This is a genomic window from Sorangium sp. So ce295, assembly GCF_051527405.1.
In the GTDB taxonomy this organism is placed as follows: domain Bacteria; phylum Myxococcota_A; class Polyangia; order Polyangiales; family Polyangiaceae; genus Sorangium; species Sorangium cellulosum_B.
On the sequence record NZ_CP150324.1, the window covers coordinates 449,490 to 475,667 of the forward strand.

The 26,178-nt window shown below is 73.1% G+C and carries 20 protein-coding genes; 11 read left to right on the plus strand and 9 right to left on the minus strand.

Translation table 11 applies throughout. From position 1 onward, the window contains the following. Positions 1 to 62 precede the first annotated feature (62 nt). The 3 genes from WMF11_RS01730 to WMF11_RS01740 form a co-directional block, all read right to left on the minus strand. A complete protein-coding gene (locus WMF11_RS01730; protein WP_437906694.1) occupies positions 63 to 1,154 on the minus strand; it encodes an FHA domain-containing protein in 1,092 nt (363 codons plus the stop codon). 244 nt (positions 1,155 to 1,398) lie between these two features. Beyond that, positions 1,399 to 2,052 (minus strand): Holliday junction branch migration protein RuvA, encoded by a 654-nt coding sequence (ruvA, locus tag WMF11_RS01735; RefSeq protein WP_437548914.1) that lies wholly within the window; start codon positions 2,050 to 2,052, stop codon positions 1,399 to 1,401. Further along, positions 2,022 to 2,537 (minus strand): hypothetical protein, encoded by a 516-nt coding sequence (locus WMF11_RS01740; RefSeq protein ID WP_437976209.1) that lies wholly within the window; start codon positions 2,535 to 2,537, stop codon positions 2,022 to 2,024. The genes ruvA and WMF11_RS01740 overlap by 31 nt, the downstream gene beginning before the upstream one ends. Before the next feature lie 220 nt (positions 2,538 to 2,757). Between WMF11_RS01740 and WMF11_RS01745 the strand changes: the two genes are divergently transcribed. The 7 genes from WMF11_RS01745 (at position 2,758) to WMF11_RS01775 (ending at position 10,631) form a co-directional block, all read left to right on the plus strand. Continuing rightward, a complete protein-coding gene (locus WMF11_RS01745; protein WP_437548918.1) occupies positions 2,758 to 3,165 on the plus strand; it encodes a hypothetical protein in 408 nt (135 codons plus the stop codon). Continuing rightward, positions 3,162 to 4,496, plus strand: a complete 1,335-nt coding sequence (locus tag WMF11_RS01750) for a LysM peptidoglycan-binding domain-containing protein (RefSeq protein ID WP_437906702.1) — start codon at positions 3,162 to 3,164, stop codon at positions 4,494 to 4,496. Before WMF11_RS01745 ends, WMF11_RS01750 begins: the two co-directional genes overlap by 4 nt. Positions 4,497 to 4,804: 308 nt before the next feature. Further along, the gene (locus tag WMF11_RS01755; RefSeq protein WP_437906704.1) at positions 4,805 to 6,445 is read left to right on the plus strand and encodes a tetratricopeptide repeat protein; all 1,641 of its coding nucleotides are present in this window, start codon (positions 4,805 to 4,807) and stop codon (positions 6,443 to 6,445) included. A gap of 463 nt (positions 6,446 to 6,908) precedes the next feature. Further along, positions 6,909 to 7,481, plus strand: coding sequence for a hypothetical protein (locus WMF11_RS01760; RefSeq protein ID WP_437976210.1), 573 nt, complete (start codon positions 6,909 to 6,911; stop codon positions 7,479 to 7,481). Position 7,482: 1 nt separating this feature from the next. Beyond that, a complete protein-coding gene (locus WMF11_RS01765; protein ID WP_437976211.1) occupies positions 7,483 to 8,706 on the plus strand; it encodes a matrixin family metalloprotease in 1,224 nt (407 codons plus the stop codon). A gap of 400 nt (positions 8,707 to 9,106) precedes the next feature. Beyond that, positions 9,107 to 9,556 carry a hypothetical protein gene (locus WMF11_RS01770; RefSeq protein WP_437548928.1) on the plus strand — a complete coding sequence of 150 codons (450 nt, stop codon included), beginning with the start codon at positions 9,107 to 9,109 and terminating at the stop codon, positions 9,554 to 9,556. A gap of 364 nt (positions 9,557 to 9,920) precedes the next feature. Further along, positions 9,921 to 10,631: an RNA ligase family protein gene (locus WMF11_RS01775; RefSeq protein WP_012232939.1), complete on the plus strand. Its 711-nt coding sequence runs from the start codon at positions 9,921 to 9,923 to the stop codon at positions 10,629 to 10,631. Positions 10,632 to 10,703: 72 nt separating this feature from the next. Here the strand turns inward: WMF11_RS01775 and WMF11_RS01780 are convergent, their stop codons facing one another. Then, complete coding sequence (locus tag WMF11_RS01780) at positions 10,704 to 11,033, minus strand: hypothetical protein (protein WP_437976212.1); 330 nt, start codon at positions 11,031 to 11,033, stop codon at positions 10,704 to 10,706. Between the two features lie 120 nt (positions 11,034 to 11,153). Here WMF11_RS01780 and WMF11_RS01785 point away from each other — a divergent pair, with 120 nt between their 5' ends. Further along, on the plus strand, positions 11,154 to 11,744 hold the full coding sequence (locus WMF11_RS01785; protein ID WP_437976213.1) for a Uma2 family endonuclease: 591 nt from the start codon (positions 11,154 to 11,156) through the stop codon (positions 11,742 to 11,744). Positions 11,745 to 11,790: 46 nt separating this feature from the next. Here WMF11_RS01785 and WMF11_RS01790 read toward each other — a convergent pair whose 3' ends face one another. Both WMF11_RS01790 and WMF11_RS01795 read right to left on the minus strand, forming a co-directional pair. Beyond that, entirely contained in the window at positions 11,791 to 16,530 is a 4,740-nt protein-coding gene (locus tag WMF11_RS01790; protein ID WP_437976214.1) for a sigma 54-interacting transcriptional regulator, read from the minus strand. Between the two features lie 12 nt (positions 16,531 to 16,542). Next, positions 16,543 to 17,472 (minus strand): hypothetical protein, encoded by a 930-nt coding sequence (locus WMF11_RS01795; protein WP_437548939.1) that lies wholly within the window; start codon positions 17,470 to 17,472, stop codon positions 16,543 to 16,545. A gap of 322 nt (positions 17,473 to 17,794) precedes the next feature. Between WMF11_RS01795 and WMF11_RS01800 the strand changes: the two genes are divergently transcribed. Genes WMF11_RS01800 through WMF11_RS01810 form a run of 3 tightly spaced genes read left to right on the plus strand, consistent with a single transcriptional unit; the run spans position 17,795 to position 20,750 of the window. Then, a complete protein-coding gene (locus WMF11_RS01800) occupies positions 17,795 to 18,952 on the plus strand; it encodes an alpha/beta fold hydrolase (RefSeq protein WP_437715245.1) in 1,158 nt (385 codons plus the stop codon). Between the two features lie 42 nt (positions 18,953 to 18,994). Further along, on the plus strand, positions 18,995 to 20,215 hold the full coding sequence (locus WMF11_RS01805) for a GNAT family N-acetyltransferase (RefSeq protein ID WP_437976215.1): 1,221 nt from the start codon (positions 18,995 to 18,997) through the stop codon (positions 20,213 to 20,215). A gap of 13 nt (positions 20,216 to 20,228) precedes the next feature. Beyond that, positions 20,229 to 20,750, plus strand: coding sequence for a J domain-containing protein (locus tag WMF11_RS01810; protein ID WP_437906720.1), 522 nt, complete (start codon positions 20,229 to 20,231; stop codon positions 20,748 to 20,750). A gap of 21 nt (positions 20,751 to 20,771) precedes the next feature. Here the strand turns inward: WMF11_RS01810 and WMF11_RS01815 are convergent, their stop codons facing one another. The 3 genes from WMF11_RS01815 to WMF11_RS01825 all read right to left on the minus strand — a co-directional run bounded on the left by WMF11_RS01815 (position 20,772) and on the right by WMF11_RS01825 (position 26,178). Next, positions 20,772 to 24,092, minus strand: coding sequence for a protein kinase domain-containing protein (locus WMF11_RS01815; protein ID WP_437976216.1), 3,321 nt, complete (start codon positions 24,090 to 24,092; stop codon positions 20,772 to 20,774). Between the two features lie 449 nt (positions 24,093 to 24,541). Then, positions 24,542 to 25,246 carry a thioredoxin family protein gene (locus WMF11_RS01820; protein ID WP_437976217.1) on the minus strand — a complete coding sequence of 235 codons (705 nt, stop codon included), beginning with the start codon at positions 25,244 to 25,246 and terminating at the stop codon, positions 24,542 to 24,544. Between the two features lie 38 nt (positions 25,247 to 25,284). Beyond that, positions 25,285 to 26,178 (minus strand): hypothetical protein, encoded by an 894-nt coding sequence (locus WMF11_RS01825; RefSeq protein ID WP_437976218.1) that lies wholly within the window; start codon positions 26,176 to 26,178, stop codon positions 25,285 to 25,287.

The following is a 26,178-nucleotide window of genomic DNA, read 5'->3' on the forward strand; positions in this document are numbered from 1 at the left end:
GATGGGGCGTCGGGTTGTGCGAGCGGGACGGTCGCCGCCCTCAAGGCGCCGCTGGCGCGCGCTCAGACGTTGATGCGGAACAGTTGCTGACCCATGAGCAGGATGTCGCCGCCCGTGATCTCGGTCTCGCCGAGGACGCGGAGGAAGGTGCCGTTCGAGCTGCCGAGGTCCGTGAGGAACAGCCGGCCGCCCTGGAGCGAGATCTGGCAGTGGAGCCCGGAGACGTAGCCGTCCTCGGGGAAGAGGATGTCGCCGCGCTCGCGCCCGAGGTGCAGGCCGGTGTCGGGGACCGGGAACGCGTTGCCGGTCGCGTCCCTGCCGATGATGAGGGCGAGCCGCGCGACGTAGCCCTTCGAGGGGCTGCCGAGCCGCTCGACGCCGTCGGGGGTCGTGGGCGCCGGGGAGAGCGGCTCGACGCGGACGATCTCCTGGCCGATGCGGAAGACGTCGCCGTTGTCGAGCTGCACCGGCGTGTCCCTGCGCAGCCTGCGGTAGACGCCGTTCAGCGAGCCCTCGTCCTTGACGAAGAGCCGCCCGCCCTTGATCGAGAACGTCGCGTGGCGCGGCGAGAGGTAGCTGTCGCCGCCGAAGATCGTGCCCGAGTCGCGCCCGATGAGCGTGGGGTTCGTGGGCAGCGTGTACGAGCCGGCCTCGGTGCCGTCGGCCCGGAGCGCCGTCAGCACGACGTTCGCGGCGCCCGACGTGGAGACGATCGGCGTGGAGGGCTGCGCGGCCTGGCCCGCCGGCTTGACGAGCTTGAAGCCGCACAGCGCGCAGAACTTGTTCGACGGCGGGTTGGGCTCCTGGCACTGGGGACAGACGACCGTCCCTGCGCCGGCCGCCGCCGCCGGCGTCGCGGACGCGGCCTTCTTGCTGGCGCCGGTGTCCTCCCCGCGGGCCGGGGCGATGAACGCCGCGGGATCGACGAGCGCGGGCGGCGGGGGCGCGACCGCGGGGCCCTTCTGGGCGCCGGTGCCGATGGCGGTCGGCTCATCGCCGTAATCCTTCGCCCGCGTCGCTGCCGGCACGCCGTGGGGCGGGGTGCCTGCCGCGAACTTCTTGGGCGAAACGTCGCGAGGCAGCTCGGCGCCGCAGCCGAGACAGAACTTGTAATGGTCCTGATTTTCTTTGGAGCACTTCGGGCAGGTGATCACCACGCCTCCTCACAACGAGCGACCGGACTGGGTCCCAGGGCGAACGGCGGCGGGAGCATATTCGCCGCGGCGGCCCTCTGTCGACTGTCTGTCGCTCCTCCGCCCCCTCGAGCGGGGGTCCCGCGCCGCCGCCCGCCCGTTCGCCGGGGCGATTCTGCCGGGCAAATCGCGGCTCGCCGGGCGCGGGCGGCCGCGTTTTTCCGGGCGCGGGCGATCGCGTTTTGCCGGCCGCCGGCGGCGTGGGTCACTTGGAGAGGAGCGCGAGCGCATCGCGCACGAGGTCGCCGAGCGGGGCGCTGTCGACGCGCGCGCCGAGGGCGGTGACGGCGCGCTCGGCCTCGGCAGGGCGGTAGCCCATGCGGGTGAGCGCGCTGTGCAGGAGGTCCTGCTTGGCGCCGGTGGCCGCGGGCGGGGGGGCCGCGGGGGAGAGCGGGGCCGCGGGGAGGTGGACGAGCTTGTCCTTCAGCTCGAGGACGAGCCGCTCGGCGGTCTTCTTGCCGACGCCGGGGATGGCGGTGAGGCGCGCGGTCTCCCGGCGGGTGATCACCGCGGCGAGCTCCCCCGCGCCGAGCGCGCTGAGGATGGCCATCGCGATCTTCGGGCCGATGCTGGAGATGCCGATGAGCACGCGGAAGGCCGCCCGGTCCTCGCGCGTCGCGAAGCCGTACAGGAGGAGCGCGTCCTCGCGCACGTGGGTGTGGACGAACAGGGTGATCGCGTCCGAGCCGGCCTTCGCGTTCGCGGCGATGCCGCGCGCGCGCCCCAGCGCCCCGAGCGGGACGGTCACCTCGTAGCCGACCCCGCTGACGTCGAGGACGACCGTGCCCTCGTCGCCTTCTTCCACGACGTGGCCGGAGAGCCGGCCGATCAATTGACCTTGGCCCCTTGCTGGATCCACCTGCGGATGACGTCACGCTCCGCGGAGGGCAGGGGGTCGCCGCCAGAGGGCATCGGGGCCCCGCAGCCGTCGGGGGCGCACTCGAGGTCCCCGCAGCTCAGGGTGTCGTCGAGCTTGTGCATGAGGAAGCTGTTCGCGGGGTCGCCGGCCGTGATCCGCGCCATCCCGGAGGGCGCCCTCGACGCGGCGCCGACGTTCTGGGCCACGATCGCGTCGATCTGCGCCTGCGTGGCCTGCTCGATCAGCGGCGGGCCGAGGTACGCGAACCCGGCCGAGCCGGCCTCGGCGCCGTGGCACGTCGAGCTGAACGCGCAGGACCGCTGGAAGATGGGGAGGACCTCGCCCGCGAAGCTCACCTCGGGCGTGGTGCCGTCGAACTTGCTGTAGTCGAAGCACTCCGTCGCCGCGGGCCCGGGGCCGTCGTCACCGCAGCCGGCGCCGGCGCACGCCGTCGCGACAAGGAAAATCAGGAAGAGTTTCCGCACGTTCACCCCTCGCACCCAGATCTCGGGCTGGGACCCTAGCAGAACTGCGCGCGCTCCGTAACGCGTGACGTCGCGCCGCGCACCTCCGGTCGCGTGCGGTTGTTCCAGCGCGGCGCGCGCGGCGTGTCGCCCCGTCGGGGCGCGCGGCGTCCTGTCGCTGGGCGCGGAGATCGCCGCGCGTTTGGCCGGCCGGCGCGGCGGCGGGTAGGCTGGGCGTCCCATGAGGATTGGCCTGGGCATCGGCTCGACGGCGCTCGCGCTCGCCGCGCTCAACGTCGGTTGCGGCGGAGGGCACGACGCGGTCGAACGACAGCTCTCCGAGCTGCGCGCGGAGCTCGTCAGGGTGCGCGCGGAGAACGCGGTGCTCGCGGATCGTGTGGGCTCGCTGGAGCGCTCGCGGGGCGGCGCCCGCAGCGCGGCGCGCCCTGACGAGGCCGGGGCGCGCGCGGTGCCCCCGGAGGAGCCGGACAGGCCCGACCTCGAGGTGGTGCGGCTCGCGCCGGAGGACGACGGCGCGCGGCCGCCGGTGCTCCGCTCGACCGCGAACGGCGCCGTGATCGAAGAGCCCCCGGGCGGGTCGCCGCCGTCGAGCCAGCCCCCCTCCACCCTGTCGAGGCGCAAGCGATGATGTTCCCCGCGAAGGCAACGCTGGTCCTGGTCTCCCTGGCGATCGTCGCCGCGCCGCCGCTGGCGCGCGCTCAGGACCAGCAGGGCGGCGAGGAGGGCGCCGGCCAGGCGCCGGGCGTCACCGTGGTCCAGCTCCCGAGGGGCGAGCCGACCGTCGAGACGCAGGTCGTGGTGCCGGGTTATCCGCAGCCGGGGTTCGATCCGAACGCCCACCTGCCCTCGAGCTCGCGGGGCACGACGGACACGTCCCGCCCGTCGGACGGCTTCGATCTGGGCCGCCGGAGCGAGGGCGCCGCCTCGGTGAAGGGCGGCGCGAACGGCAGCTACGTCGTCGAGGGGCAGTTCGTGCCCGAGTCGCACTCGGTGCGGCGCGGCGACACGCTCTGGGACATCTCGGGCAGGTACTACACGAACCCCTATGCGTGGCCGCAGGTCTGGGCGCTGAACCCGCAGCTCCAGAACCCGCACTGGATCTACCCGGGCGACCGGATCCGGCTCCGCGACCCGAGCGAGGGCCCGACCCGCGGCAGCATCGGGTTCGGCGCGAACCAGCTGGGGCGAGGGGGGCGCGTGCCGTCGAAGACGATCTTCCTGCGCGAGCTCGGCTGGGTCGACGACGTGAAGAAGGACACGTGGGGGGAGCTCGTCGCGAGCCCCGACGACCAGATGCTCCTCAGCGAGGGCGACGACGTCTACCTCCGCCTCTCGGACGATCACGACGTCTCGATCGGCCAGGAGCTGACGATCTTCCGCGAGATCAAGAAGGTGAAGAGCGGGGACGTGAAGGGCGAGCTCGTGACGGTGCGCGGCACGGCGCGCGTGGATCGCTACAACCCGAAGACGCACATGGTGCGCGCGCGGCTCATCGAGTCGCTCGACGTTGTCGAGCGCACGGACAGGGTCGGCGCGGTGTTGCGGCGCCTCGACGTGGTGCCGCCGGTGGGCGCCGAGGCGGATCTCGAGGCGAAGATCCTCGCGGCCGTCTACCCCTACCAGCTCGTCGGGCAGCACCAGGTGGTGTTCATCGACAAGGGCGAGAAGGACGGCGTGAAGCCGGGGCAGCGCTTCTTCGCGGTCCGGCGGGGCGACCGCTGGCTGCAGCAGATCAGCGGCGCCGGCAAGCTGGCCACGGTCCGGCCGCGGGTGCAGGACGAGCGTCCGGCGCAGGTCGACGAGCCGAAGTTCGGCGTCGACGAGGAGCTGCTGCCGGACGAGACCTACGCCGAGCTGCGGGTCGTGCATGTGCGCGAGCGCACGGCTGCGGCGCTCGTGACCCACGCGATGTACGAGGTCGAGCGGGACGCGGTGCTTGTCTCGCGCAAGGGCCTCTGAGGATCGACCGCCTGCGGCGTTTCACGGCCGGGGTGTGCGGGGCGAAGCCCACGGCCCCGCGTCCGATTGCGTGAGCGGGCCAACGTGCGCGAAGGCAGCGGCCCCAGCCGTCGGCGCGCCGCCGCGCGCGACCTGGGCGGCGGAGGCGGCGGCGGAGGGAGGCGGGGGGGAGGAAGGCGGGGGGGAAGAAGGCGGGGGGGAAGAAGGCGGGGGGGAAGAAGGCGGGGGGAGATCAAGCACTGCCGCCGCGCTGACCGCGCAATGTCTCCACGAGGGGGGTGCCGGCGCGGTATGATGTTCCGCCTGGCATGCGTCGCCTTCCCGAAGTCCAGTCCGAGCTGAGGGGAGTGGACGGCGATCCTCCCACGCAGCGCTCGTTCGACAGCGTGACGGATCGCTGCACGCCGAGGAGCGGATCGCTGGCCGAGGTGCTCGGCGAGGGGGTGGTGCGGGGGCCCCGTTCGAGCGCGGCGCCTCCGAGCCTCAACAGCACCCCGCCGGAGGCGCGCGGCCACGCGCTGCGGGAGCGCGGCAACCTGCTCCTCCGGCGGAACGACTACGCGGGCGCCGCGCGCGATTACGACGAGGCGCTCGCGATGTTCCGGGCGACGGGCGACGCGCTCGGGCAGGCCCAGGTGTTCATGGATCGGGGCGCGCTGCGCTTGCGGGAGGGCGTCCCGGTGCAGGCGGTGCGCGACTACGACGAGGCGCTCGCGCTGTTCCAGGCCGCGGGCGATCGCGCGGCGGAGGGCGACGCGCTGCGGGCGCGGGGCTTCGCGCGCGCCGAGGAGGGCGATCTCGGCGGCGCTGTGTGCGACTACGATCTGGCGATCCACCTCTTCCTGCAGCTCGGCGATCGCGAGCCGCTCAAGCCCCGGGCCGGGTCGCGCGGGGCGGCCGGCGACGCCGACGCCCCGGGCCCCTCGGAGCCGCCTCGCGCCCGCCCTCACGGCGCCGCGCACGGGCGGGCGCTCAAGGCGCGCGGCGATCTGCGGGTCCGGCTCCGCAACCTGGCGGGAGCGGCGCGCGACTACAGCACGGCGCTCGCGCTCTTCCAGGACACGGGGGATCGGAGCGGGCAGGCCAGCGTGCTGAAGGCGCGGGGCGACATGCGGTTCGCCCAGGACAACGTGACGGGCGCCGCGCGCGACTACGACTGGGCGCTCACGCTCTACCAGGCGACCGAGGACCACCTCGGGCAGGCCGGCGTGCTCAAGGCGCGGGGCGATCTCCGGGTGCGGCAGGGGGATCTGGCGGGCGCCGAGAAGGATTACGACCAGGGGCTCGAGCTGTTCACGGCGACGCGCGAGGTCCTGGGCCAGGCCGCGGTGCTCAAGGCGCGGGGCGATCTGCGCTCCGTGCAGGAGGACCTCGTGGACGCGGTGCGCGACTACGACCGGGCGCTCGCCCTGTTCCGCACGGGCTTCGAGCGCCGCGGGCAGGCCGCGACGCTCAAGGTGCGGGGCGATCTCCGCCGCAAGCAGTTCGAGCTGGTGGCCGAGCTCGTGGGCGTCGCGGCGGCCGACGCGTCGGATCTGGAGGAGGCGCTCTCGGACTACGAGCAGGCGCTCGCCCTGTTCGAGGTGCTCGAGGACGGCGCGGGTCAGGCCGGCGTGCTGCGGGCGCGGGGCGATCTGGCGCGCATCCAGGGGGATCTCGCCGGGGCGCTGTCGCTCTACCTCGGCGCGAAGCGGCTCCTGGACGTGTCGGGAAACGCCGCGGAGCTCTCGGCGACCCTCGCCGAGATCGCCCGGACGCACGCGCTCGCGGGCCGCGCGGCCGAGGCGCGCGCCGCGGCGGAGCAGGCGCTCGCGCGGGCCGATCGCGCGACCAGCGCCGAGCACCGCGAGCTCGCGGAGGCGGTCCTCGCCGGCCGCGTCGTGGCCCGGGACGAGGCGTTCGCGAAGCGCGACTCCAGGGCGCCGAACGGCCTGAAGCGGTTCGACTGAGAGAGGCCCTGAGCCGCGCCGGCGCGCGGAGGGCGCCCGGGAGAGCCTCCGCGCCCCCGGGCCTCCGCGGGCGGCGCGGCGCCGCACCGAGGACCCGCGCGCCGCTCCCGGCGAGCGAGGACAGCCTTTGATGACGCTGATGGCGAGTTGACCGGATCGACGGACAACCACCCTGACTCCGACCGATGCTGCCGAGAGCCGGGATGACCCGATAAGGGGTATCTCCTCCCGAGAGCTCCGGAGTGGGTCGTCTACATGTACGGCACAAATACAGGCGCACCACGGCGCGGGCGCCAATGCCCGCTTCCGTACATGTCGGCATGGCATCGCGCCGCGGTGTGATGATCCGCCGTCACGACAGATGGGCAACACCACGGCATCGCGAGCACGTTGCAGCGCTGTTTCCTGTCTGGCCGCCGCGTGCGCTTCGGGATAGAAAAGAATGTCTTAAGGAGTCATCTACATGAAGAGAGGCTTGAAAGCAGTGCTCGCCCTGTCCGCCGCGCTCGCTCTGCTAGGCATCGGTGCGCCCGCGGACGCGACGACGGCCGTCCTTCTCTCGCGGGAGGAGCTCGTGCGCCAGTCGGCGACCATCGCGCGGGTGATCGTCGGCCGATCGTACACGGCGGAATCCGACGACGGAAAATCGATCGTGACCCGCACCGAGCTCACGATCACCCAGCCGCTCAAGGGCGGCGCGGCGGACAAGGGGGGGGCGAAGATGATTGTGCTGGAGCAGATGGGCGGGACCTACAACGGCAAGACACAGCGGCTGCTCGGCGACGCCAAGCTCTCGCCCGGCGAGGACGCCGTGGTCTTCCTGCGCTCGGGCGACAAGGGGCGGTGGCACCTCACGGCGCTGGCGCTGTCGGCCTATCACGTGGACAAGAAGGGCATGGCGCGGCGCATCCTCGATGGGCTGCACCTCGTCCGGCGGACCGGAGCCGCGCTGGTGCCCGTCGAGACGCCCGTCGAGGCGGTCGAGCCCATCGAGAGCCTCATGACGGACGTCGTGCGCATCGCGGGAGGGAAGTGAGGTGAGGCGCCGCGTCGCCCTCGCCGCCCTGCTCGGCGCCGTCTCGTCCCTCGCCGTGGCCCGTGAGGCCGCCGCGTGGACGCCGCTCGATGACGTGGTCCCCCGCTGGGGCAAGCTGCCCGTCACCTACTACATCAACCGCTCGACGATCCCGGGCGAGATCTCCGCCTTCGCCGTCGACCGTGTCGAGACCGGGTTCGAGGCCTGGTCGAACGCGGGGTGTACGGCGTGGCAGGTCGAGCTCCTCGGCGACACCACCGATCGTTACAACTACAACGACGGCAAGAACGTGTTTCAGTGGATCAGCTCCTCCTGGCCGAACATGCTCGGCGACGTCAACTCGGTCATCGGCGTCACGATGCCGGTCTGGAGCTTCGACGGCGCCATCATTGACGCCGACATGGTCTTCAACGACGTCGGGTTTTGCTGGAACGACACCGGCAACAACGGCTGTGTCGACACGCAGTCGATCGCCACGCACGAAGAGGGGCATTTCCTGGGCCTCGGCCACTCCGCCGAGCGGAGCGCGACGATGACCCCTTACTATGTCGTGGGCTCGTCGATGCGCACCATCGAGCAGGACGACATCGATGGCGTGTGCGCGCTGTATCCCATCGGCGGGACCACGGCCGCGAGCGCCGCGAGCGCTGCCGCCGGCGGCGGCGGCAGCTGCGATAGCTGCTCCAACGATTCGCTCGCGGACACCTGCAGGGCGCCCTATGACGCGTGCGGTGGGTCGAACGCGTGCAGGGGATTCATCGGCTGTGTCAACGAGTGCCAGGACGACGCGTGCGTCGAGCGATGCATGGATGACCATGCCGAGGGCGCCGGCATGTATATCAGCATCCTCGAGTGCATCTGCGGGGAATGCTCGACCGAGTGCTCGACCGAGTGCGCTGGCTTCGATGGCGGCGGCAGCGGCGCCGGCGGCGCCGGCGGCAGCGGGGGCGATGGCGGAGCGGACGGCAGCAGCGTGTCGACCTCCTCCTCATCGGCCGGCGGCGGATCGACCGTGGGCGCGACCGTGAGCTCGTCGGTCGCCTCGAGCGGCGGGGTGGGCGGCGCGGGCGGCGCCGATCCCGACGACACGCCGAAGAGCGGCGATGAGGAGTCTGGCGGCGATGCCGGGTGCTCCTGCTCGACGACCGGCCGATCGGCCGATCTCGGCGGCGTCATGCTCCTCGGCGTGCTCGGCGCGCTGGCGTCGCGACGGCGCCGGCGCTGAGCGTTCGGTCGCGGGGCTTCAGGGGGAGCGCCGGCCCCCGCGGCGGCGCGGCTCGCGTCTGGGCCTGCCGCCATCTTCCGGGCCAGAGAGCACCTGAGAGGACACCTGGTGGAGGCCCGCGCCGTCGGCGTGGGGGCTCTGACCTCCACCGCGCCGCGCGGGCGCCCGCCGGCGCGGCGCGGTGGAGCGCAAAAACCCCGAGATAGGCCGTCTTCCCCGCGGATCCTGGGCGCGCCGAGGGCGGGCCGAAGCACCCCGACAACCTGGCCCGCCGGTTGCTCTATCCGGATGCGACGCCGCGAGACAGCGACGAGGGACGCCGAGGCGAGCTCGAGCTCGCAAAGAGGCCGTCGACACGCGATCTCGCGAGCGCGAACACAAGGCCCAAGGACACACCACCATGAACATCAAGAACCTGCTCCTCTGCTCGCTCATCTCTTCCTCCTCGCTCGTCGGCTGCATCGCCGAGCCGCTCGAGGGCGACAGCGTCGATGAGGGCGCGAGCGACGCCGCCGAGGTCGTGGGCGAGGGCGCAGAGGCGATCATCGGCCCCGGCGGGGATGACGGCGGCGGCCCGGTCACGAAGACCGTGAACCTCTCCTGCTCGATCACCTATCCCAGCATCTTCAACCCGAACGCCGCGATCAAGAACACCTCGCTCTTTGGCGTTCCGGAAGATGCGAAGATCACCTTCACCGTCACGCACTACTACGGCGATCCGGGGCCCTACACCCGCTCGGTCACCGGGCCGCTCGCGAAGGGCCAGACCAAGCTCGTCCCCCTCACGCACCCCGGCGCGCTCGACGCCTACGGCTGCACCGCCAAGGCCACCTGGATCCTCCCCGACTGAACCCGCGTCGGCAGACCAGCAGCCCTGTTGCAGGGCGAGGGCGTCACCGCGCACGGAGCCCCCGATGTCCCCAGGCGCGCTTCCACGCGCGCCTTCGCGGAGCTCGCCCTGTCTCCCGATCTCCACGAGAGCAGCGCTCGACACGAGGGCAGCACTCGACGTCTTACCTGTTCCTACCTCTCCCGCCTCGCTCCCAATTTTTGTTTTGCCAATTGACACAATAGAAAATCGGGCTACCTTGAAGCTCGTGACAGCGCCAGGCCGCCCGCGCGGCAGACCGAGGAAGGATCCGCAGCAGCTCGCGACATGGGTTCCGCCCGAAGGCTGGTCACGCCTTGTCGCGTGGATCTCGCCGGAGGAGCGGATGGCGCTGAAGCGCGTCGCGCTCGAGGCGAGCACCTCCGTCGCGGAGCTGGTGCGTGCGCTGGCGAGCGGGCTCGCTGGGGGCGTCATCACCCCTGACGAGCTGCTCGGCCAGGTACGAAAGGGCATTCAGGTCATGGAGAAGATTCCGACGATTTTCGATCGCGGCGACGACTTCAAGGTGCTCCCGAAGCCGCGGGAGGGGTGCGAGTGGGTCTTTGCGGGCGAGGGCCGTCCCACCGAGAAGCTCGACGGTACGAACGTGCGGTTGACCATCCGCTCGGGCCACGTGGTCCGGGTCGAGAAGCGCAGGAACCCGAGCAAGCTCCAGAAGCAGCAGGGAATCATCGACGGCTGGTACGTCGACGCCGACGAGCACGGCCCGGAAGACAGGTGGATCTTCGAGGCGGTTCGCGGGACGGAGTTCCAGGGCTGGCCGGACGGCGAGCATTCGGCGGAGGCGCTCGGACCGAGCATTCAGGGCAACCCGCTCGGGCTCGCCAGGCACATGGTCGTGCCGTTCAACCTCGAGATCCCCGTCTACGATGACGTCCCGAGGACCTATGACGGCCTCCGCGGCCTGTTCCAGCACCTGGAGAGCCGCTTCGCCCCTGGCCACCTCGCCGAGGGGATCGTGTTCCACCACCCCGACGGCCGGCGCGCCAAGATCAAGCGCAAGGACTTCCCCGGAGGGGCCGGCAAGTCGCGGTGAGGCTCCGGCCGAGCGGGGCGCCTCTCCGCCGGGATCGAGGCAGCTCGCGATTCGCGCCCGTACCGCGGGCGCTCAGCGCCGCCGCCTGCCGCGCGCTGGCTTGCTGCCGCCTTTGCGGCGCGGCGCTGGCTTCTCTCCACCGGGGCGCGGGGCCGGCTTCTCTCCACTTGGGCGCTGGGCCGGCTTCTCCGGCGGCGCCTCCGTCGTCCGGACGACGAGCAACGCCCGCCCGCGCTCGAAGGTCGGCGTCACGCTCACGTAGCCGTTCTCTCGCGCGAAGCCCGCCATGTCGCCGCGGTGCTCATCCATGTACCGGCTGAACCGCGTCCAGAGATCGCGCGCCTCCTCGTCGGCGAGGGGCGCGCCGTCGATGGAGGCGGCGAGGTTCGAACGATCGCTCACGTGGATCCCGTGGCTGGGATGATGCGCCCTGAAGTGCGACGTTTCCAGGGGTTATTGGCGGGTCGACCCCGCACGTCTCGGCGCCTTGCCGCGCCATCCGCCCCCGGGCAGGCTTCGCCCATGGGCCAGCCCGCCGAGAAGCAGCGCCGCGCGACGTACGCCGATCTCGAAGCTGTCCCACCGAACAAGGTGGCGGAGCTCGTCTGCGGCACCCTGCACGTGTTCCCCCGGCCGGCGCCGAAGCACGCATGGACATCCTCGGGCCTGGGAGCCGAGCTCATCGGCCCCTTCCAGCGTGGGCGCGGCGGCCCGGGTGGCTGGATCATCCTGGACGAGCCCGAACTCCACTTCCCCGAGCCGGACGCGCCGGGGGAGATCGACGCGCTCGTGCCCGACCTCGCCGGCTGGCGCCGCGAGCGCATGCCCGAGCTGCCCGAGACGGCCTATTTCGCGCTCGCCCCGGACTGGGTCTGCGAAGTCTTGAGCCCGTCGACCGAGGACGTCGACCGCGACGAAAAGATGCCCATCTACGCGCGCGAGGGCGTGCGGCACGCGTGGCTCGTCGACCCGATCGCGCGGACGCTCGAGGTCTATGTGCTCGGCCAGGATCGTCGCTGGGGGCCCGCCGTCGTCCACCGCGACGCCGCATGCGTCCGCGTTGAGCCCTTCGAGGCCATCGAGCTCGATCTCTCGGTCCTCTGGGCGAGGTAGCCGGCCAGCTTCGCCGCCGCGCCCTGCCCCGAGCGCGGCCCCCGCGTCACTGGATCCCGTACTCCTTGAGGCGCCGGTAGAACGTCCGGCGCGGCAGGCCCACGACCTGCGCCGCCTTCACCCGGTTCCAGTTACAGCTCGAGAGCGCGACGAGGATCCGCTCCCGCTCGCTCGCCTTGTGCGCGTCCAGCGACGTCTCGACGCGGTGTGGGTCGCTCGACGGCGGAGCCCGGCCCGCGCTCGCGGGCGCCCCGCCGCCAGCGGGCGCCCGCGGCGGGGGCGTGGCGCCGCTGTCGAGCGACCCCCGCAGCGACCGAGGCGCCGCGTCGGGGAGCTCGAAGTCCTCGCTCTCCAGCTCGGGGCGATCCGACAGGACCCACGCGTTGAGCAGCACGTTCTCGAGCTGCCGCACGTTCCCGGGCCAGGTGTACGCCGACAGCCGCTTCAGCGCGGCGCGGGACACGCTGCGGCGATCGCGGCCGTAGCGCGCGGCGAAGATCCCGAGGAAGTAGTCGATGAGCAGCGGGATGTCCTCGATCCGCTGGCGCAGCGACGGCACCCGCACCTCGACGACGTGCAGCCGGTAGTAGAGATCCTCGCGGAACGTGCCGCGCGAGACCATGTCGGCGAGATCCCGGTGCGTCGCCGCGATGACCCGCGCGTCCACCGGCTCCTCACGCGCGCCGCCGACCGGACGGACGACCTTCTCCTGCAGCACGCGCAGCAGCCCCGCCTGCATCTTCTGCGGCATCTCCCCGATCTCGTCGAGCAGGATGGTGCCGCCGGTCACCTCCCGGAAGAGCCCCTTCCGGTCGCGATCGGCGCCCGTGAACGCGCCGCGGACGTGCCCGAAGAGCTCGCTCTCCAGCAGGTGCTCCGGGATCGCGCCGCAGTTGACGCCGACGAACGGCTTCTTCGCCCGCGGGCTCGCGTTGTGGATCGTCCGCGCGACGACCTCCTTGCCCGTCCCGCTCTCGCCCGTGATCAGGATCGGGATGTCCGTGTCCTTCACCCGGTCGATGAGCGCGTAGACGCGGCGCATCGCCTCGCTCGTGCCGACCAGACCCTCGTAGCCGAAATGGCCGCGGATCACCGCGCGCGCCGAGCGCAGATCCCGCCGCGTCGCGGCCAGCTGCGCGGTGCGGTGGCCGAGGAGCTCCTCCAGCTTGGCGCGCGCCGCGCGCAGCTCCTCGTTCGCGCGCTCGAGCTCGCGGGCGCGGCGCTCGTTCTCGCTCACGAGGCGCGCCGTCTCGATCGCGATCGCGACCTGATCGGCCAGCGCCGTCAGCGTCGGGAGCTCCACCTCGAACTTCGCCGCCGCGCTCAGCCGGGTCTCCAGGTACAGCGCGCCGATCACCTGCCCGCTCCGCTGCCGGATCGGAACGCACGCGACCGACTGCAGCATGAGCTGGTGCACCGAGACGTAATCGCTCATGCGCGCGTCGTCCCGCGCGCTCGCGGTCACGACCGGCTCGCCCGTGGAGATCACCCGCTCGGCGATCGAGCTGGAGAAGCGCGCGTGCGGGTCGTCCCCCGCCTGATCGCGCGAGGCGTGGATCGAGAGATCGACCGCGCCTTCGCCCGCGACCTGCTGCAGCTCGTCGCGCGGCGGGCGCTGCAGGATGATGAACCCGCGCTCCGCCTGGAGGAGCGCGATCGCATGATCGGTCACCTTCGCGAGCAGGCGCGTGAGGTCGTGCTCGCCGGCGATCTCGCGGTTGATCTCGAGGACCCGCGCCAGCCGGTCCTCGCCCTGCGGGGCCGCAGCGCCTGCCTGAGCCGCCGCGCTCTGCTGGGTGAACGGCACCGTGCGGCTGCTCATCAGCTCGAGCATTGCGGCCGCCCGGATCTCCTTGCGCCGCGCGTCGTTCCAGAACACCTCCCGGAGGTCGCGCGGCAGCTTCGAGGCGATCTCCTCCAGCGTGATCAGCGCCTCTTCGCGGTCGTGGCGCGCCCGGATGAGGTGCCCCCGCTCCGTCTCGAGCTGCGCCCGCGCCTCCAGCGCGCGCCAGATCCAGTCGCGCTGGCCCGCGGCGCGCGCCGCGTCGAGCGCCTCGTCGTACGCCGCCCGGGCCCGCCACTCGTCGCGCGCGACCGCCGCGACGCGGCCGCGCGCGAGCGCGAGCAGGGCGCGGTGGGCGCCGGTCGTCCCCAGGCGCTCCGACGCCACGTCGATCTCCTCGCCGAGGGCGCGCGGATCCGCGCCGGCGCGCGCCACCGCGAAGAGCACGCGCTCGAGCCGCGCCTCGACCCCGTCGATGCGCCGGCCCATCGCCTCGTACGCCTCGGCGCACTCGAGGCAGAGCCGCTCGGCCTGCTCGAGATCGCCCGAGCGCGCCGCGTGCTCCGCCTCGAGCGCGAGCAGCTGCGCCTGCTGCTGCGGCGCGAGATCCGCGCGCTGGGCGGCGAGCGCGTCGAGCGACACCCGGGCCCGCGCGAGCCGCCCGAGGTAGAGGTCGAGGTTGGCGAGGTTGAGGAGCGCCTGGCGGATCGTCGCCACGCGGCCGGAGCGCCGGCCCAGATCGACGGCGGCCTCGAGGTGGCGGATGGCCGCGCCGAGGTCGCCCTGGAGCTTCGTGAGCGCGGCGAGGTTCAGGCGGGTCGTCGCGAGCGTGCCCGCGTCGCCGGCCTGCTCCGCGGCCGTGAGCGCCTCCTCGTAGACCGCCTTCGCCTCGCTGAGGCGGTCGTCCCGCTGGAGCGCGAAGGCGAGCGACACGAGCGCGACCGACAGGATCCGCGGCTCTCCGGTGAGCCGCGCGAGCCGGACCGCGTGCTCCAGCGTGCGCTTCGCGTCCTCGTGCCGCGAGGCGAAGCTCTGCGCGAGCCCGCGCGTCGCCACCGCCTCGGCGACGATCGCCTCGGGCGAGGCGCCGAACGCGGCGGCCGTCGTGAGCTCGGGGCGCGACGCGCCGGTCAGCCCCGCCTCGATCTTGAGCGGGCCCACCCGCTCCACGGCCTCGCCCGCGCGGCGCTCCGCCTCGCCGTAGTCGCCGGCGCGCACGAGCGCGCGGGCCATCTGCAGCGACCAGAACGCCGCCAGCGCGTGATCGTCCGAGGCCTCGACCTGGTCCTTCACGCGCCCGAGCTCGGCGAGCGCCCGCGCCGTGTCGCCGCGGTTCATGGCGAGCCGCGCGCGCGCGAGCGTCAAGGTGGGCACCGCGGCGGCCGAGCCGTCGCCCTCGTGCCGCCCGAGCGCCTCCGCGGCCGCGTCGAAGTGGCCGCGGTCGAGCAGCCGGTGGATCTCCGCCGGCGGCAGCGCCGCCCCCTCGGCGCCCGCGCCGCCCGGCCCGGACGCCACCGCGCTCGTCGGGGGCGCGTCGAGCAGCCGATCGACGTCCTCGGTCGACGCGACGGGCGCGCGCGCGATGCACGCGACGATCTCGCGGATGCGCCCGGGCCACCGCCCCGCGCGGGAGACGACGTGCGCCGCCACCGCGTCGCTCAGCGACGGGATGGTGCGCTGCACGAGCTCGCGGGCGACCTGCTCGTCGAGCGGCGCCATCTCGAAGCGCTCGAACCCGCGGCCCAGGCGCGCGGGTGGAGGCGCGCCGTCCGTGAGCGTACCGCGCGCGCCGCGCGCGCCGCGCCGCGCGCCTGGCGCCCGGTTCGCGCCGCTGTCCGATGGATCCCCGAGCACGAGCACGAGCTTGCCGCCGGCCTTCCGCACCTCGTCGAGCCGCTCGATCGCCGCGTCGCCGAGCCGATCGGCGTCGTCGACGAGCGCCGTCACCCGGCCGAGATCGTGCTCCGACAGCTCGATCGAGAGCGCCTCGCGCGGGTCTGCCACGCCGGCCGCCTCGACCCACGCGACGGCGTACCCGCCGACCTCGAGCGACCACGCGATGCGCCGGAGCAGCGCGCTCCGCCCGGAGGCGCGCGGGCCTTCGATCGAGAGCCCGCCGCCCGCGGGCAGCGCCATGATCTGCGCGAGCAGCCGCGTGGAGGGCGCGTCCAGCCCGACGATGGGCCAGACCACGGCGCCCGCGTCCGCGTCGGGCCGCGCGCCCGCCTCGCCCGGCCTCGCGGCCTCCTCTCCCGGCCCGGAGGGGAGCCGCGCCGCGCGCCGGAGCGCGTTCGCGAGCTCGTCCGCGCTCGGGTAGCGCGCGTTCGGGTCCTTGGCGGTCGCCCGGTCGACGACCCCCTGGAGCGCCTCGACGACCTTCGGATCACGCTCGCCCCCGCTGTCGCGGAGGGCCTCGGCGAGCGTCGCGCCGAGCGCGAACACCTCGGCGCGGACGGTGAGCGGGTCGCCCTTGAAGAGCTCCGGCGCGGCGTAGCGGGGCGTGAGGCCCACGGGCCGCGAGCCGTCGTCCCGGAACGGCGCGGCGAGGCCGAGGTCGACGAGCGTGGCGCGGCCGCCCTCGCCGACGATGATGTTCGCGGGCTTCACGTCGCCGTGCAGCAGGAGAGCGCGGTGCAGGCGCGTCAGCTGATCGGCCGCGTCGGCGATGGCCGCGAGGTTCCTGGCCAGGTCGCCCTTGCGCGCGAGCAGATCGGCGAGGCTCGTCCCCTCGACGAGCTCGCGCACCATGAAGGGCCGCCCTGACGCGGGCAGCCGGCCGAAGCGCAGCACGCGCGGCACGCCGAGGCCCTCGACGCCCGACAGCGCCGCCGCCTCGCGGACGAGCGCGAGCACCTCCGGCTCATCCGCCTCCTCGCCGAGCGTCTTCAGCGCGACCGTCTTGCCGGTGAGGCGGTCGCGCACCGCCCACACCTCGCCACCACCGCCCTTTCCGAGGGCCCCGATCGGCTCATAACGCGGCGGAAACAGCGGACGCGACGTCACCTCATCCCTCGATCAGAGGCCATACCCCGCGGACAGCCCGAAGAACAACCCTGTGATGGAGAAGCCGGCGTCGAGCCGCGTCTGAAGCTGCTTGATCGGCTTGTACCGGAAGCTGAGCTGCGGGAACGAGATCCACGGGAACACCGACGGCTTGGAGCCTCCGTTGATCCAGCTCGGCTCGTCGTAGTCGCCGAAATGCTCGTTGGAGCCGTCGCAGAAGCCGCCGGTCGGGCCGGCGCACTTGCTCCACGAGCCCACGTCGTCGGGGTCGAGGCGCGACGGGTTGTTCGGGTACGCCTGCGCGCGGTAGAGGTTGCCGAAGACGACGCCGAGCCCGACGCCGCCGCCGATCAGCAGGGAGAAGCGGCCCTTCTCCTTGTCGAGCGGGATCTCGTAGAGGAGATCGGTCGTGAAGTAGACGAGCTTCATGGTGCTCGACACCATCTCCCAGGCGTCGTTGCCGTCGTTCTTCCCCTTGAAGAGGAAGGGATCCATCGAGTAGTCCGCGTAGGAGATCGCCAGATCGATCTCGAGCCCGTCCCTGCGCGTCGAGAGCTCCGGGCCGAAGGTGAACACGTTCACGCTCGACCCGCCGTCCGCGAAGAGGTTGATCATCGCCTTCGGCACGATGAGGTTCCGGAACCGGAGCCCGGCGAACCGATAGGTCTTGCCCTCGCGCTCGAACGGGGCGTTCTCATCCGCCGCCTCGGGCGGCGCTTCCTGCGGCTTGTCCTTCTCGCCAGGCGCCTTGTCGTCCTGCGCCTTCTCGTCCGCGGCCTGCTTCTCGGCAGCGGCGGAGTCGTCCAGGTTGCCTTCGGCGTCGTCCTTGGGCTGCGCGCCGGCGCTCGATGAGAAGCTCACGGCGCCGAGCAATGCGGCGAGCGCGGCGGCCCTTGCGTGCACCCCGACCGCGAGCTGCCGACCCATCTTCACGTGGTCCATTGTAGGTCACCTAGCGATGCGTAAGTTCAGGGCCGGGCTCCGCGCCCACGGAACGGGCGCGCCGAGGCCAGCATCGGGTTCTCCGCGCGCCCCGGTGGACCGGGCACCAGCGGAGGGGAGGGTACACGAGACGCAGCGCCGTGTGACGCCCGCGGACCGCCCACGGCGGAGCTTTTTCCATGACGGCGCGCCAGAGCGCGGCTGCTCGTGATCGCCGTCGGCGGCCGTGCGATATCGGCGCGGCAGGGCCCCACGGCGGTGGCATTGCTGGCGGACCAAACGAGGTTGCACACAGCAAAATAATCCGCAATAGACGGAAAGGATGATCCTGCATCAGGCCCAGGTCGAGCAGACGATCGACCGCGACGAGCGGGACAGGTTCATCAAGGAGCTCGTGGTGGTGCGGGTCCGCAGCACCGCGCACGAGTCGCCGCCGGCGAGCGCGAGCCGTGGCATTGAGGGGGCGCGCGCGCCGGGGGTGGAGGACGCGGAGTCGGTGGAGCGGGACGTGCCGCTGGCGATGATCCGCAAGCGGAGCGCGCGGCTCCGGAGCACGGTGGCGAGCGTGCTGCTGGTCCACGGGTACGGCCAGAACCGGTACATCTGGCACCTGCCGTCGCGGAGCTTCTCGAACTACCTGGCGCGCGCGGGCTTCGACGTCTTCAACCTGGACCTGCGGGGGCACGGTCGGTCGCGGCACCTCGGGGCGCGGCGGCCGGCCCACGTGACCGATTTCGTCCGCGAGGACGTGCCGGCGGCGATCGAGGAGATCCGGCGCATCTCGGGCCCGCGGCCCGTGTACCTGATCGGCCACTCGCTCGGGGGGCTCGTCGGCTACGCGACGGCGCCGACGATGGGGGACGCGGTCGGCGGGATCGTCACGCTCGGGAGCCCGTACCTGTTCACGCACGGGTCACGGTCGCTCGCGCTGCTCGGCCGGCTGATGCTGACGGTCGACCGGCGCGTCCCGCTCGGGCAGGGGGCGCTCCCGCTGTCGGCCTGGGGCGAGCCGTTCCGGTTCGTGCGGGCGTTCGTCGAGAGCCCGATCTTTCCGCTGCCGATCCGGGGGTTCGTGCCCGGCTCGATGGAGACGCGGGTGCTCACGCAGCACATGTCGCTGGCGATGGACAGCGGCAGCATCACGGTGCTCCGGAACATGTTCCTGGACGCGGCGGCGTCGCGGAAGAGCGGCCACCACATGGGGAGCCTCTTCGGCTACGCCGAGCGCTTCGAGCAGCTCGACCTGCCGCTCCTGGTCATCGCGGGCACGCACGACGACCTCGCGCCGCCGGCGTCGGTGAAGCCTGCGTACGATTTCAGCCGCTCCTCGGACAAGACGTACCGCGAGTTCCCGCGCGGCCACCTCGACATCGTCGTCGGCCGGGACGCGCCGCTCACGGTGTGGCCGCTCATCGAGGCCTGGCTGAAGACGCGCATCCGGCGGGCGGCGGCGAGGGAGCGCGAACAGCTGAGCGCGTAGGACGCCGCGCGAGGGCGCCGGCGCGGCTGCTATCGTGGGCGGATGACCATCGAGCTGCGGCAGCTGGCCCCCGAGCAGCACGGCGAGTTCGTCCATCCCATCCTCACCGCCTTCGGCGCGCTCGTGAACACCGAGCGCCTGGAGGCGACGAAGCGGCTCCCGGAGCTCACGTATGGCCTCGGCGCGTACGACGGCGGGTCGCTCGTCGGGGCCGCCGGCACGTTCTCGCTCACGCTGACCACGCCGGGCGGCGCCGTCCCGGTCGCCGGACTCACGATGGTCGCGGTCATGCCGACGCACCGCCGCCGCGGCATCCTCACGCGCCTGATCCAGCGGCACCTCGACGAGGCGCGCGCCGCGGGGCAGCCGATCTCCGCTCTCTGGGCCACGGAGGGCTCCATCTACGGCCGCTTCGGCTACGGCCTCGCGTCGCAGGCGTGCTCCATCTCGATCGAGCGCGATCGCAGCGCGTTCCGTGGGGAGGCGAGCGCGGAGGGCCGGGCGCGGCTGCTCGGGGAAGCCGAGGCGCTCGAGGCGTTCGCGCCGGTCTGGGAGCGCGCCCGCCCGCTCGTCCCCGGGATGCTGGCGCGCTCGGAGCCCTGGTGGCAGGGCCGGCGGCTCTCCGACAACGACTTCATCCGCCACGGGGGCGGCCCGCTCCAGCGCGTCGTGATCGAGGTCGACGGGCGCGCCGAGGCCTACGCGCTGTACTGCGTGCACCACCGGTTTGACGCGTCCTCGATCCCGATCGGCTCGGTCCGCGTCATCGAGGCGATCGGCGCCTCGCCGCTCGGGACGAGGCTCGTCTGGCGGTACCTCTTCGACATCGATCTGGCGCAGCGGATCGAGGCGAGCCTCCTGCCGCCCGATCATCCCCTCGGCATGCTCCTCGTCGAGCCGCGGCGGCTGCGCCTCACGGCGAGCGACGGGCTGTGGGTGCGCATCGTGGACGTCGAGGCCGCGCTCGCGGCGCGCGCCTACGGCAGCCGCGAGGCGCTCACGCTCGAGATCACCGACCGCGATTGCCCCTGGAACGCGGGCCGGTTCCAGCTCGACGGGGGCGAGCGGCGCGCGACGCGGACCACGGCGGCGCCGGACCTCCGCCTCGACATCACGGCGCTCGGCTCGGCGTACCTCGGCGGCGTCTCGTTCCGTTGCATGGCCGACGCGGGCCAGGTCGAGGCGCTCTCCGGAGGCGCCATCGAGCGCGCGGACAGCCTGTTCCGCGCCGCGCGCGTCCCGTGGTGCCCCGAGATCTTCTGAAGGCCAGGCCCCGATGACGCTCCCGCTCCGCGGCGTCTACGCGGTGACCCCGACCCGCCGCCGCCGCTTCCTGTGGGCCGCCTGGTGGACGGCCGAGCCCGCGCGCGAGCCGTTCCGCCCTCCGGACGCGAGCCAGGGCGGCGCGCGGACCGTCGAGGAGGCGCGGGCGCAGGCCGAGCGCGCGGCCGGGCGCCCGCTCGTCGAGATCGAGCCGGCGTGGGCGACGGCCTGGACGCGCGTCCTGCGCGGCGAGCCCCCGTGGCCCAAGCCGCGCGCGCGGCGGGAGGCGCCCCCGCCGCCGCCCCCTGGGCCGTCGAGCCGCGCGCCGTCGCGGCCGGCGTCCGCGCGCGGCGCGTCGCCGTTCGCGGTGCTCGGCCTGGCGGAGGCCGCGAGCGCGGACGAGATCCGCCAGGCGTTCCGCCGGCTCGCGCTCCTCACGCACCCCGATCGCGGCGGCGACGCCCGCGAGTTCATGCGCGTCAAGTGGGCCCACGACGAGGCGATGGCCAGGCTGTCTCGGCCCAGACGTAGGTAGCGCCGCCACGAGGATCGAGGGCTAAGGGTGGCTCGCCGCGGCGACCTTCCGCGCCTCGTCGAGGAGCGGCGCGTACTCGCGCGCGAGCAGCGGGTTGCCGCGGAGCGCCTCGTCGAGCAAGGCCGCGGCGCGCTGGGCCAGATCCAGGCGCGCCGCGCGCTCGCGCTCCACCTTCGCCCGCAGGAGGAGCAGCGCGCCCTTCCTGGCGCTCGCCAGCGGGAAGCCCGGGTCGATGGCCAGCGTGCGCTCGATCAGCGCGAGCCCCGCCTCGACCTCCGAGCGCACGTCGAGGAGCCCCGGCCCGGTCAGGGCGGCGCGCTGCCGGTGGACCTCGGCCAGGGCGCCGAAGATCCTCGGATTGCCCCCGTTCGCCTCGTGGGCGCGGAGCAGCGAGCGCTCCGCGGCGTCGAGCGCCGCCGCAGGGCTCCCGCCGCGCGAGGCGGCCCACCGCGCCGAGAGCAGCTCGATGTGCCCGAGCGCGAGGAGCGCCCCCGCGTGCTGCGGCCTCGCGGCCACGATGGGCTCGATCGCGCCCCTCGCCGCGCGGAGCGCGGCCGTCGGATCGCCTCCCCGGAGGAGCGCCCCGTGCGCCGCCTCGATGCGCGCGAGGCCCGCCCCCTGCTTCGCCTCGAGATCGTCCGGGTTGAGGTGCGCCGCCGCGCCGTACGCCTCGATCGACCGCGCGAGCGAGACCTCCGGGCTCCCGCCGGTGAGCCGCTCGTGCCGGCCCTGGATCAGGTACGTCAGGGCCAGGTTGTTGTAGGCGCGGTAGCTGTCCGGGCGCCGCCGCAGGGCCGCCTCGAGGCTGTCCTTGGCCACGTCGAGCGACTCTTCGGGTGACGCTCCGTGGTCGAGCTCGTACTGCGCGCGCCGCGCGTAGAGCCAGCCCTGGTTGAGGAGCGGCGGCATGTCGTTCGGCGCGATCTCGATCGCCCGCTCGGCGTACGACGCGCCGATCTCGAAGAGGGGGAGGGGATCGGCGCCGCGGGACGCGGCGTACTCGGCCATCATGCCGTAGGCGATGGCGGCGTCGTTCCACGCCCAGAAGGAGTTCGGGTCGAGCGCGAGCGACCGCTGCGCGCTGTCGACGGCGCGGCCGAGCGAGGGCCACGCGTCGAGCCCCACGGCGCTCTCGTGCGACGCGAGGAGGAAGAAGCTCGCCCCCATCGCGCCGTACGCGGTCGCGTCCGACGGGTCGCCCTGGACCGCTTGCTCGCTGGCCGCGACCGCCTCGACGAGGTCCGACCTCGGGTCCGAGCCGCGCGACAGGTCGCGCCTTCCGCGGTGCACGAGCGCCCAGGCCTTCTTGGCGAGCGCGCCGCTCGCCCGCGGGTTGGCCCCGAGCGCCCTGTCGCACCGGGCGATGATCTGCGCGACGACCTCCTCCGCGTCTCCGCCGCGCTGCGCCTCGATCAGCATGATCTCGCTCAGGGCGCGCGCGGCCGCCTCGTGGACGTCGGGATCGCTCTCGGCCATCTCCGCCGCGGCCTCGTACGAGGCGACGGCGCCCCAGAACTCGACGAGCGCCGCCGCGTGCTCCCCGAGGTCGCGCGCCGCCGTGCCCTTCGCGAGCAGGACGTCGCCCTCGAGCTTCTTCGCCTCGTATTCCCAGGGCGACCGCGCGAACGCCAGCCGCGCGTCGGCGAGCGCCTCGTCGAACCGCCCCTCGTAGAGCGCGATGAGCGCCACGGCGTACGACGGCGGCTCCGCGGCCGATCTCACGCTGTCCCTCAGGTACCTGAGCGCCGGCTGCTTGTGCCGCTCCTCGAGCTCGAGCTGATGCGCGGACCGCTCCCCCTTGTCGGCGAGGCGCCGCGCCCGATCGAGCCCCTTCAGGTAGAGCACGCCGTGCACGAGGCCCGCCGCGAACTTCGCCTCGCGCGTGGCATACCCGCTCGCGAGCGCCGCCTCGAGGTGCGCGAGCGCCTCCTCGGGCTCGTGCAGCGCGAGGTGCCCGCGCCCGAGCGCGTAGCGGCCAGGGCCCTCGACGAGATCGCCCGTCGTCTCGCGCATGCCCTGCATCTTCCGGTCGATCTCGCCCAGGCGCGCCCGGATGACCTCCTTCTCCCGCGACACCTCGTGGAGGGGGAGCGCGTAGGCGTAGCGCATGAACAGCTCCATCTCCTTGACGTCCTGACCGAAGCCCTCGGCCAGGGACGCCACGCGCGCGGCGAGCTCGGCCTGCCGCGCGGCGGCGAGCTTCGCGCGGAGGGCGACGGCGCCCGAGAGCGCGAGCACGACGAGCGCCACGGCGGCCGCCGCGACCGCGAGCCTGTGCTTCCTGGCGCGCTTCAGGGCGCGGTAGCCGATGCCCATCGGCCGCGCGTCGATCGGCTCCCCCTCGAGGTAGCGCTCGAGATCGAGCGCGAGCATCTTCGCGGAGTCGTACCGCCGCTGGGGCTCCTTCTCGAGGCACTTCATCACGATGGTCTCGAGATCGACCGGGATCCGCTTGTCGATCTTTCGCACCGGCGCCGGCAGCTCGCGCGCCACGCGGGCGATGAGGCTCGTCACCGAGGGGTCGACGAACGGCGGGCGCCCGGCGAGGACCTCGTAGAGCGTGGAGCCGAGGCAGTAGACGTCCGTGCGGCGGTCGAGCTGGCGCTGGCCCCCGGACACCTGCTCGGGCGCCATGTACGCCGGCGTGCCCTCGCCGCTCGCCGTCGCTCGGGCGTCCGCCGCGGTGTCCCTCGCGAGCCCGAAATCGAGGAGGTAGGGGCGGAAGGCGCCCTCGGCGGTCCGCTCCACCAGGATGTTCGCCGGCTTGATGTCGCGGTGGATCAACCCGAGCCGGTGGGCGGCGTGCAGGCCGTCCGCGACGTCGGCCACGATCTTCACCCGCTGCTCGAGGGACAGCTGCTGCGCCACCCGGTGGAGCGGCTGGCCGTCGATGTACTGCATGGCGATGAACGGCTGGCCCTGCGCCTCGCCCACCTCGTACACCTTGCAGATGTTCGGGTGCTCGACCCGGGCCTGGGCCCGCGCTTCCCAGATGAAGCGCTGGGCGAGCTCGGGATCGTTGCCCCGTATCAGCTTGAGCGCCACGTACCTGTGGAGTCGCGGGTCTCTGGCCTTGTAGACCGTGCCCATTCCCCCTTTCCCGATGAGCGACTCGCACTCATACCGATCCCAGTTGCGGATGGGAAACCTGCTCGGCACGCGCGACGAGGGCGGCTCGACGCACTGGAACACCGTCTCCTGCCCGGCGCCCGAGCTCCCCGGCGGGGCGGAGCGGGGCGGCCTGCTCTGGGGCGCGATCGAGACGGGGCGGGACGTGGGCTCCTCGCTCGCCGGCCACGCGGCGTTCGCACTCTCCGGGCCCGCTCCTCCCATTCGGCTCATGACTCGGACCCTTTTCAACAGCGAAGGTGGAGCCCCCCAGCGCATGGCCTCGAATCGCCATCATCCCGGACCGCCCGGCCGCGTGCCAGTGAGCGCCTCGCTTCAGGCGTGAGCTACGAGCGATATGACAAAACTGTCGCCCAACGGTAAACCTGAGTTTACGTCCATGTCAACACCCCGGACTGGGCCTGTCGCCGCGAGGGGGCCAGGGTGCGATGCGCTCGACGCGGCGATGGGCGTGGGGCGGGAACAGGCGGCGGGCGCGGCGTTCAGCGGCGTTTTGCGACGTTCTGCGACGTTCAGCGCCGCGCCGACGACAGCGCCAATGACGATCCAACGAGAGAGCAGCGAGGAGCGGACGCCGTCCGCGACGCTATTTGTGGGGCGCGCGACATGATGCCGAGGTGGGTTCAGCTGCTCCGCTGCTCATGGGCCCGCCGGCGGGCTGGTCAGTACTTGACGGTGCAGCCGAACGCCTCGGTCTCTTTCGTGGAGATCGCCTTGCCGGCGGCGAGCTCGGTCAGCGCGGCATCGACGTAGTTGGTGACCTGCTCGCCCGGCTCGGGCTCACCGCCCTTCGTGCTGTCGATGGCGCCGGCGTAGACGACCGTACCCTGCGGATCGATGACGACCATGTGCGGTGTGCGCTTGGCGCCGTACGCGCGCCCCACATCGCCCTTCTCGTCGATGAGGACCGGGTAGCTCATCCCGAACTCGCCCTTTGCCTTCACGTTCTCTTCCTTGGCGGTGCCCTGCTTGCCTGGAGCGCCCGAGTTGATGGCGAGCCACACGACCCCCTTCTGGGTCTGCTGCGCCGGCACGTCCTTCAGGCCGCCCTGGCGGTGCGCGAGCTGCACGAACGGGCAACCGGGGTTGAACCACTCGAGGACGACCGTCTTGCCCTTGTGATCGGCCAGCTTGACGGGCTTGCCGTCGAGGTCCGGCAGCGTGAAATCGGGCGCGGGCTGGCCGATCTTGGCCTGGGCCGCCTTCGCCTGAGCCGCCGGCGCGTCCGCGGCCTTCGCCTTCGGGGCGTCGGCCTTTTCGGGCTGCGGCGCGGCGGCGCCGGTGGCCGCGGGCGCGCTCGCCTCGCCGGGCTGCGTGCACGCCGCGAGGGCCGCGGCGAGGAACGTCAGGGAAATGAGCTTGTTCATACGGGGACGCTTACCACGCGTCGCGGCAGGCGCATGCGTCACGGGAACTCCGGCCAGTGATCGCCGGTCGCCCACCGGTACCGAAGGCCGAGCTGGCCGAGATCCGCGCCCAGCAGGCCGAGCTGATCGGGCGTCGCGGCCACCACCATCACCGTCCCCACCGCGTCCAGGTGGTGCGTCAACGATACGGCCAGCACGGGGCCAATGCGCACGACGAGGCTGTCGCGGCCAGGGTTGCCGAGCACCTCGGCGGCGGCGCCCAGGCGGAGCTCGCCGAACCGGTCCATCTCCGCCATGTAGCCGAGCCGGGCCCGGTAGAGGTACGGCGGCTTCATCACCGCGTGGAGCGCCTCCTCGTAAAGGTAGAACCCCTCCGGCGTCCCCAGCACCGCATAGCCGGTCGCGACGCCGAACAGGCTGCCTCCGAGCAAGGGTGTCGAGCCCGACACCTCGATCTCCGCCGCGACGTACCGCGACGGGGGGCCCTGCATGAGCTCGGTGTCCCTGCGCGTGTACGACGCCCGAGGCTCGAGGAAGTACTGGGTCGTCGAGAAGGCGTACCGCGCGCCTCCGCGGATCTCCACGCCGGGCAGCGCGGCGCGGAGGCCCAGGTACTCGGCGCCGCCGTTCGGAGATACGCTCGTGTAGGCCTCGATCCCGAGCCAGGACCAGTGCGGCTTGCCCACGCCGAGCGCCAGGCTCGGCCTGAAATAGATCACGCCGAGATCCATCAGCGCGGAGACGAACGGGCGCGCGGCGGCGCTCCGCGCCCAGTAAGAGCGCTTCTGCAGGAGGTCGATGCCCGAGGGCACCGGCGGCGGCTCGCCGGCGGGCGACGGCAGGTCGGCCGGATCCTGGGCGCCGGCCCCGGCGGGCAGCAGGGTGAGCGCGGCGAGCGCCGCGGCGGCGGCCAGCGCGTGGCGGAGCGCCAT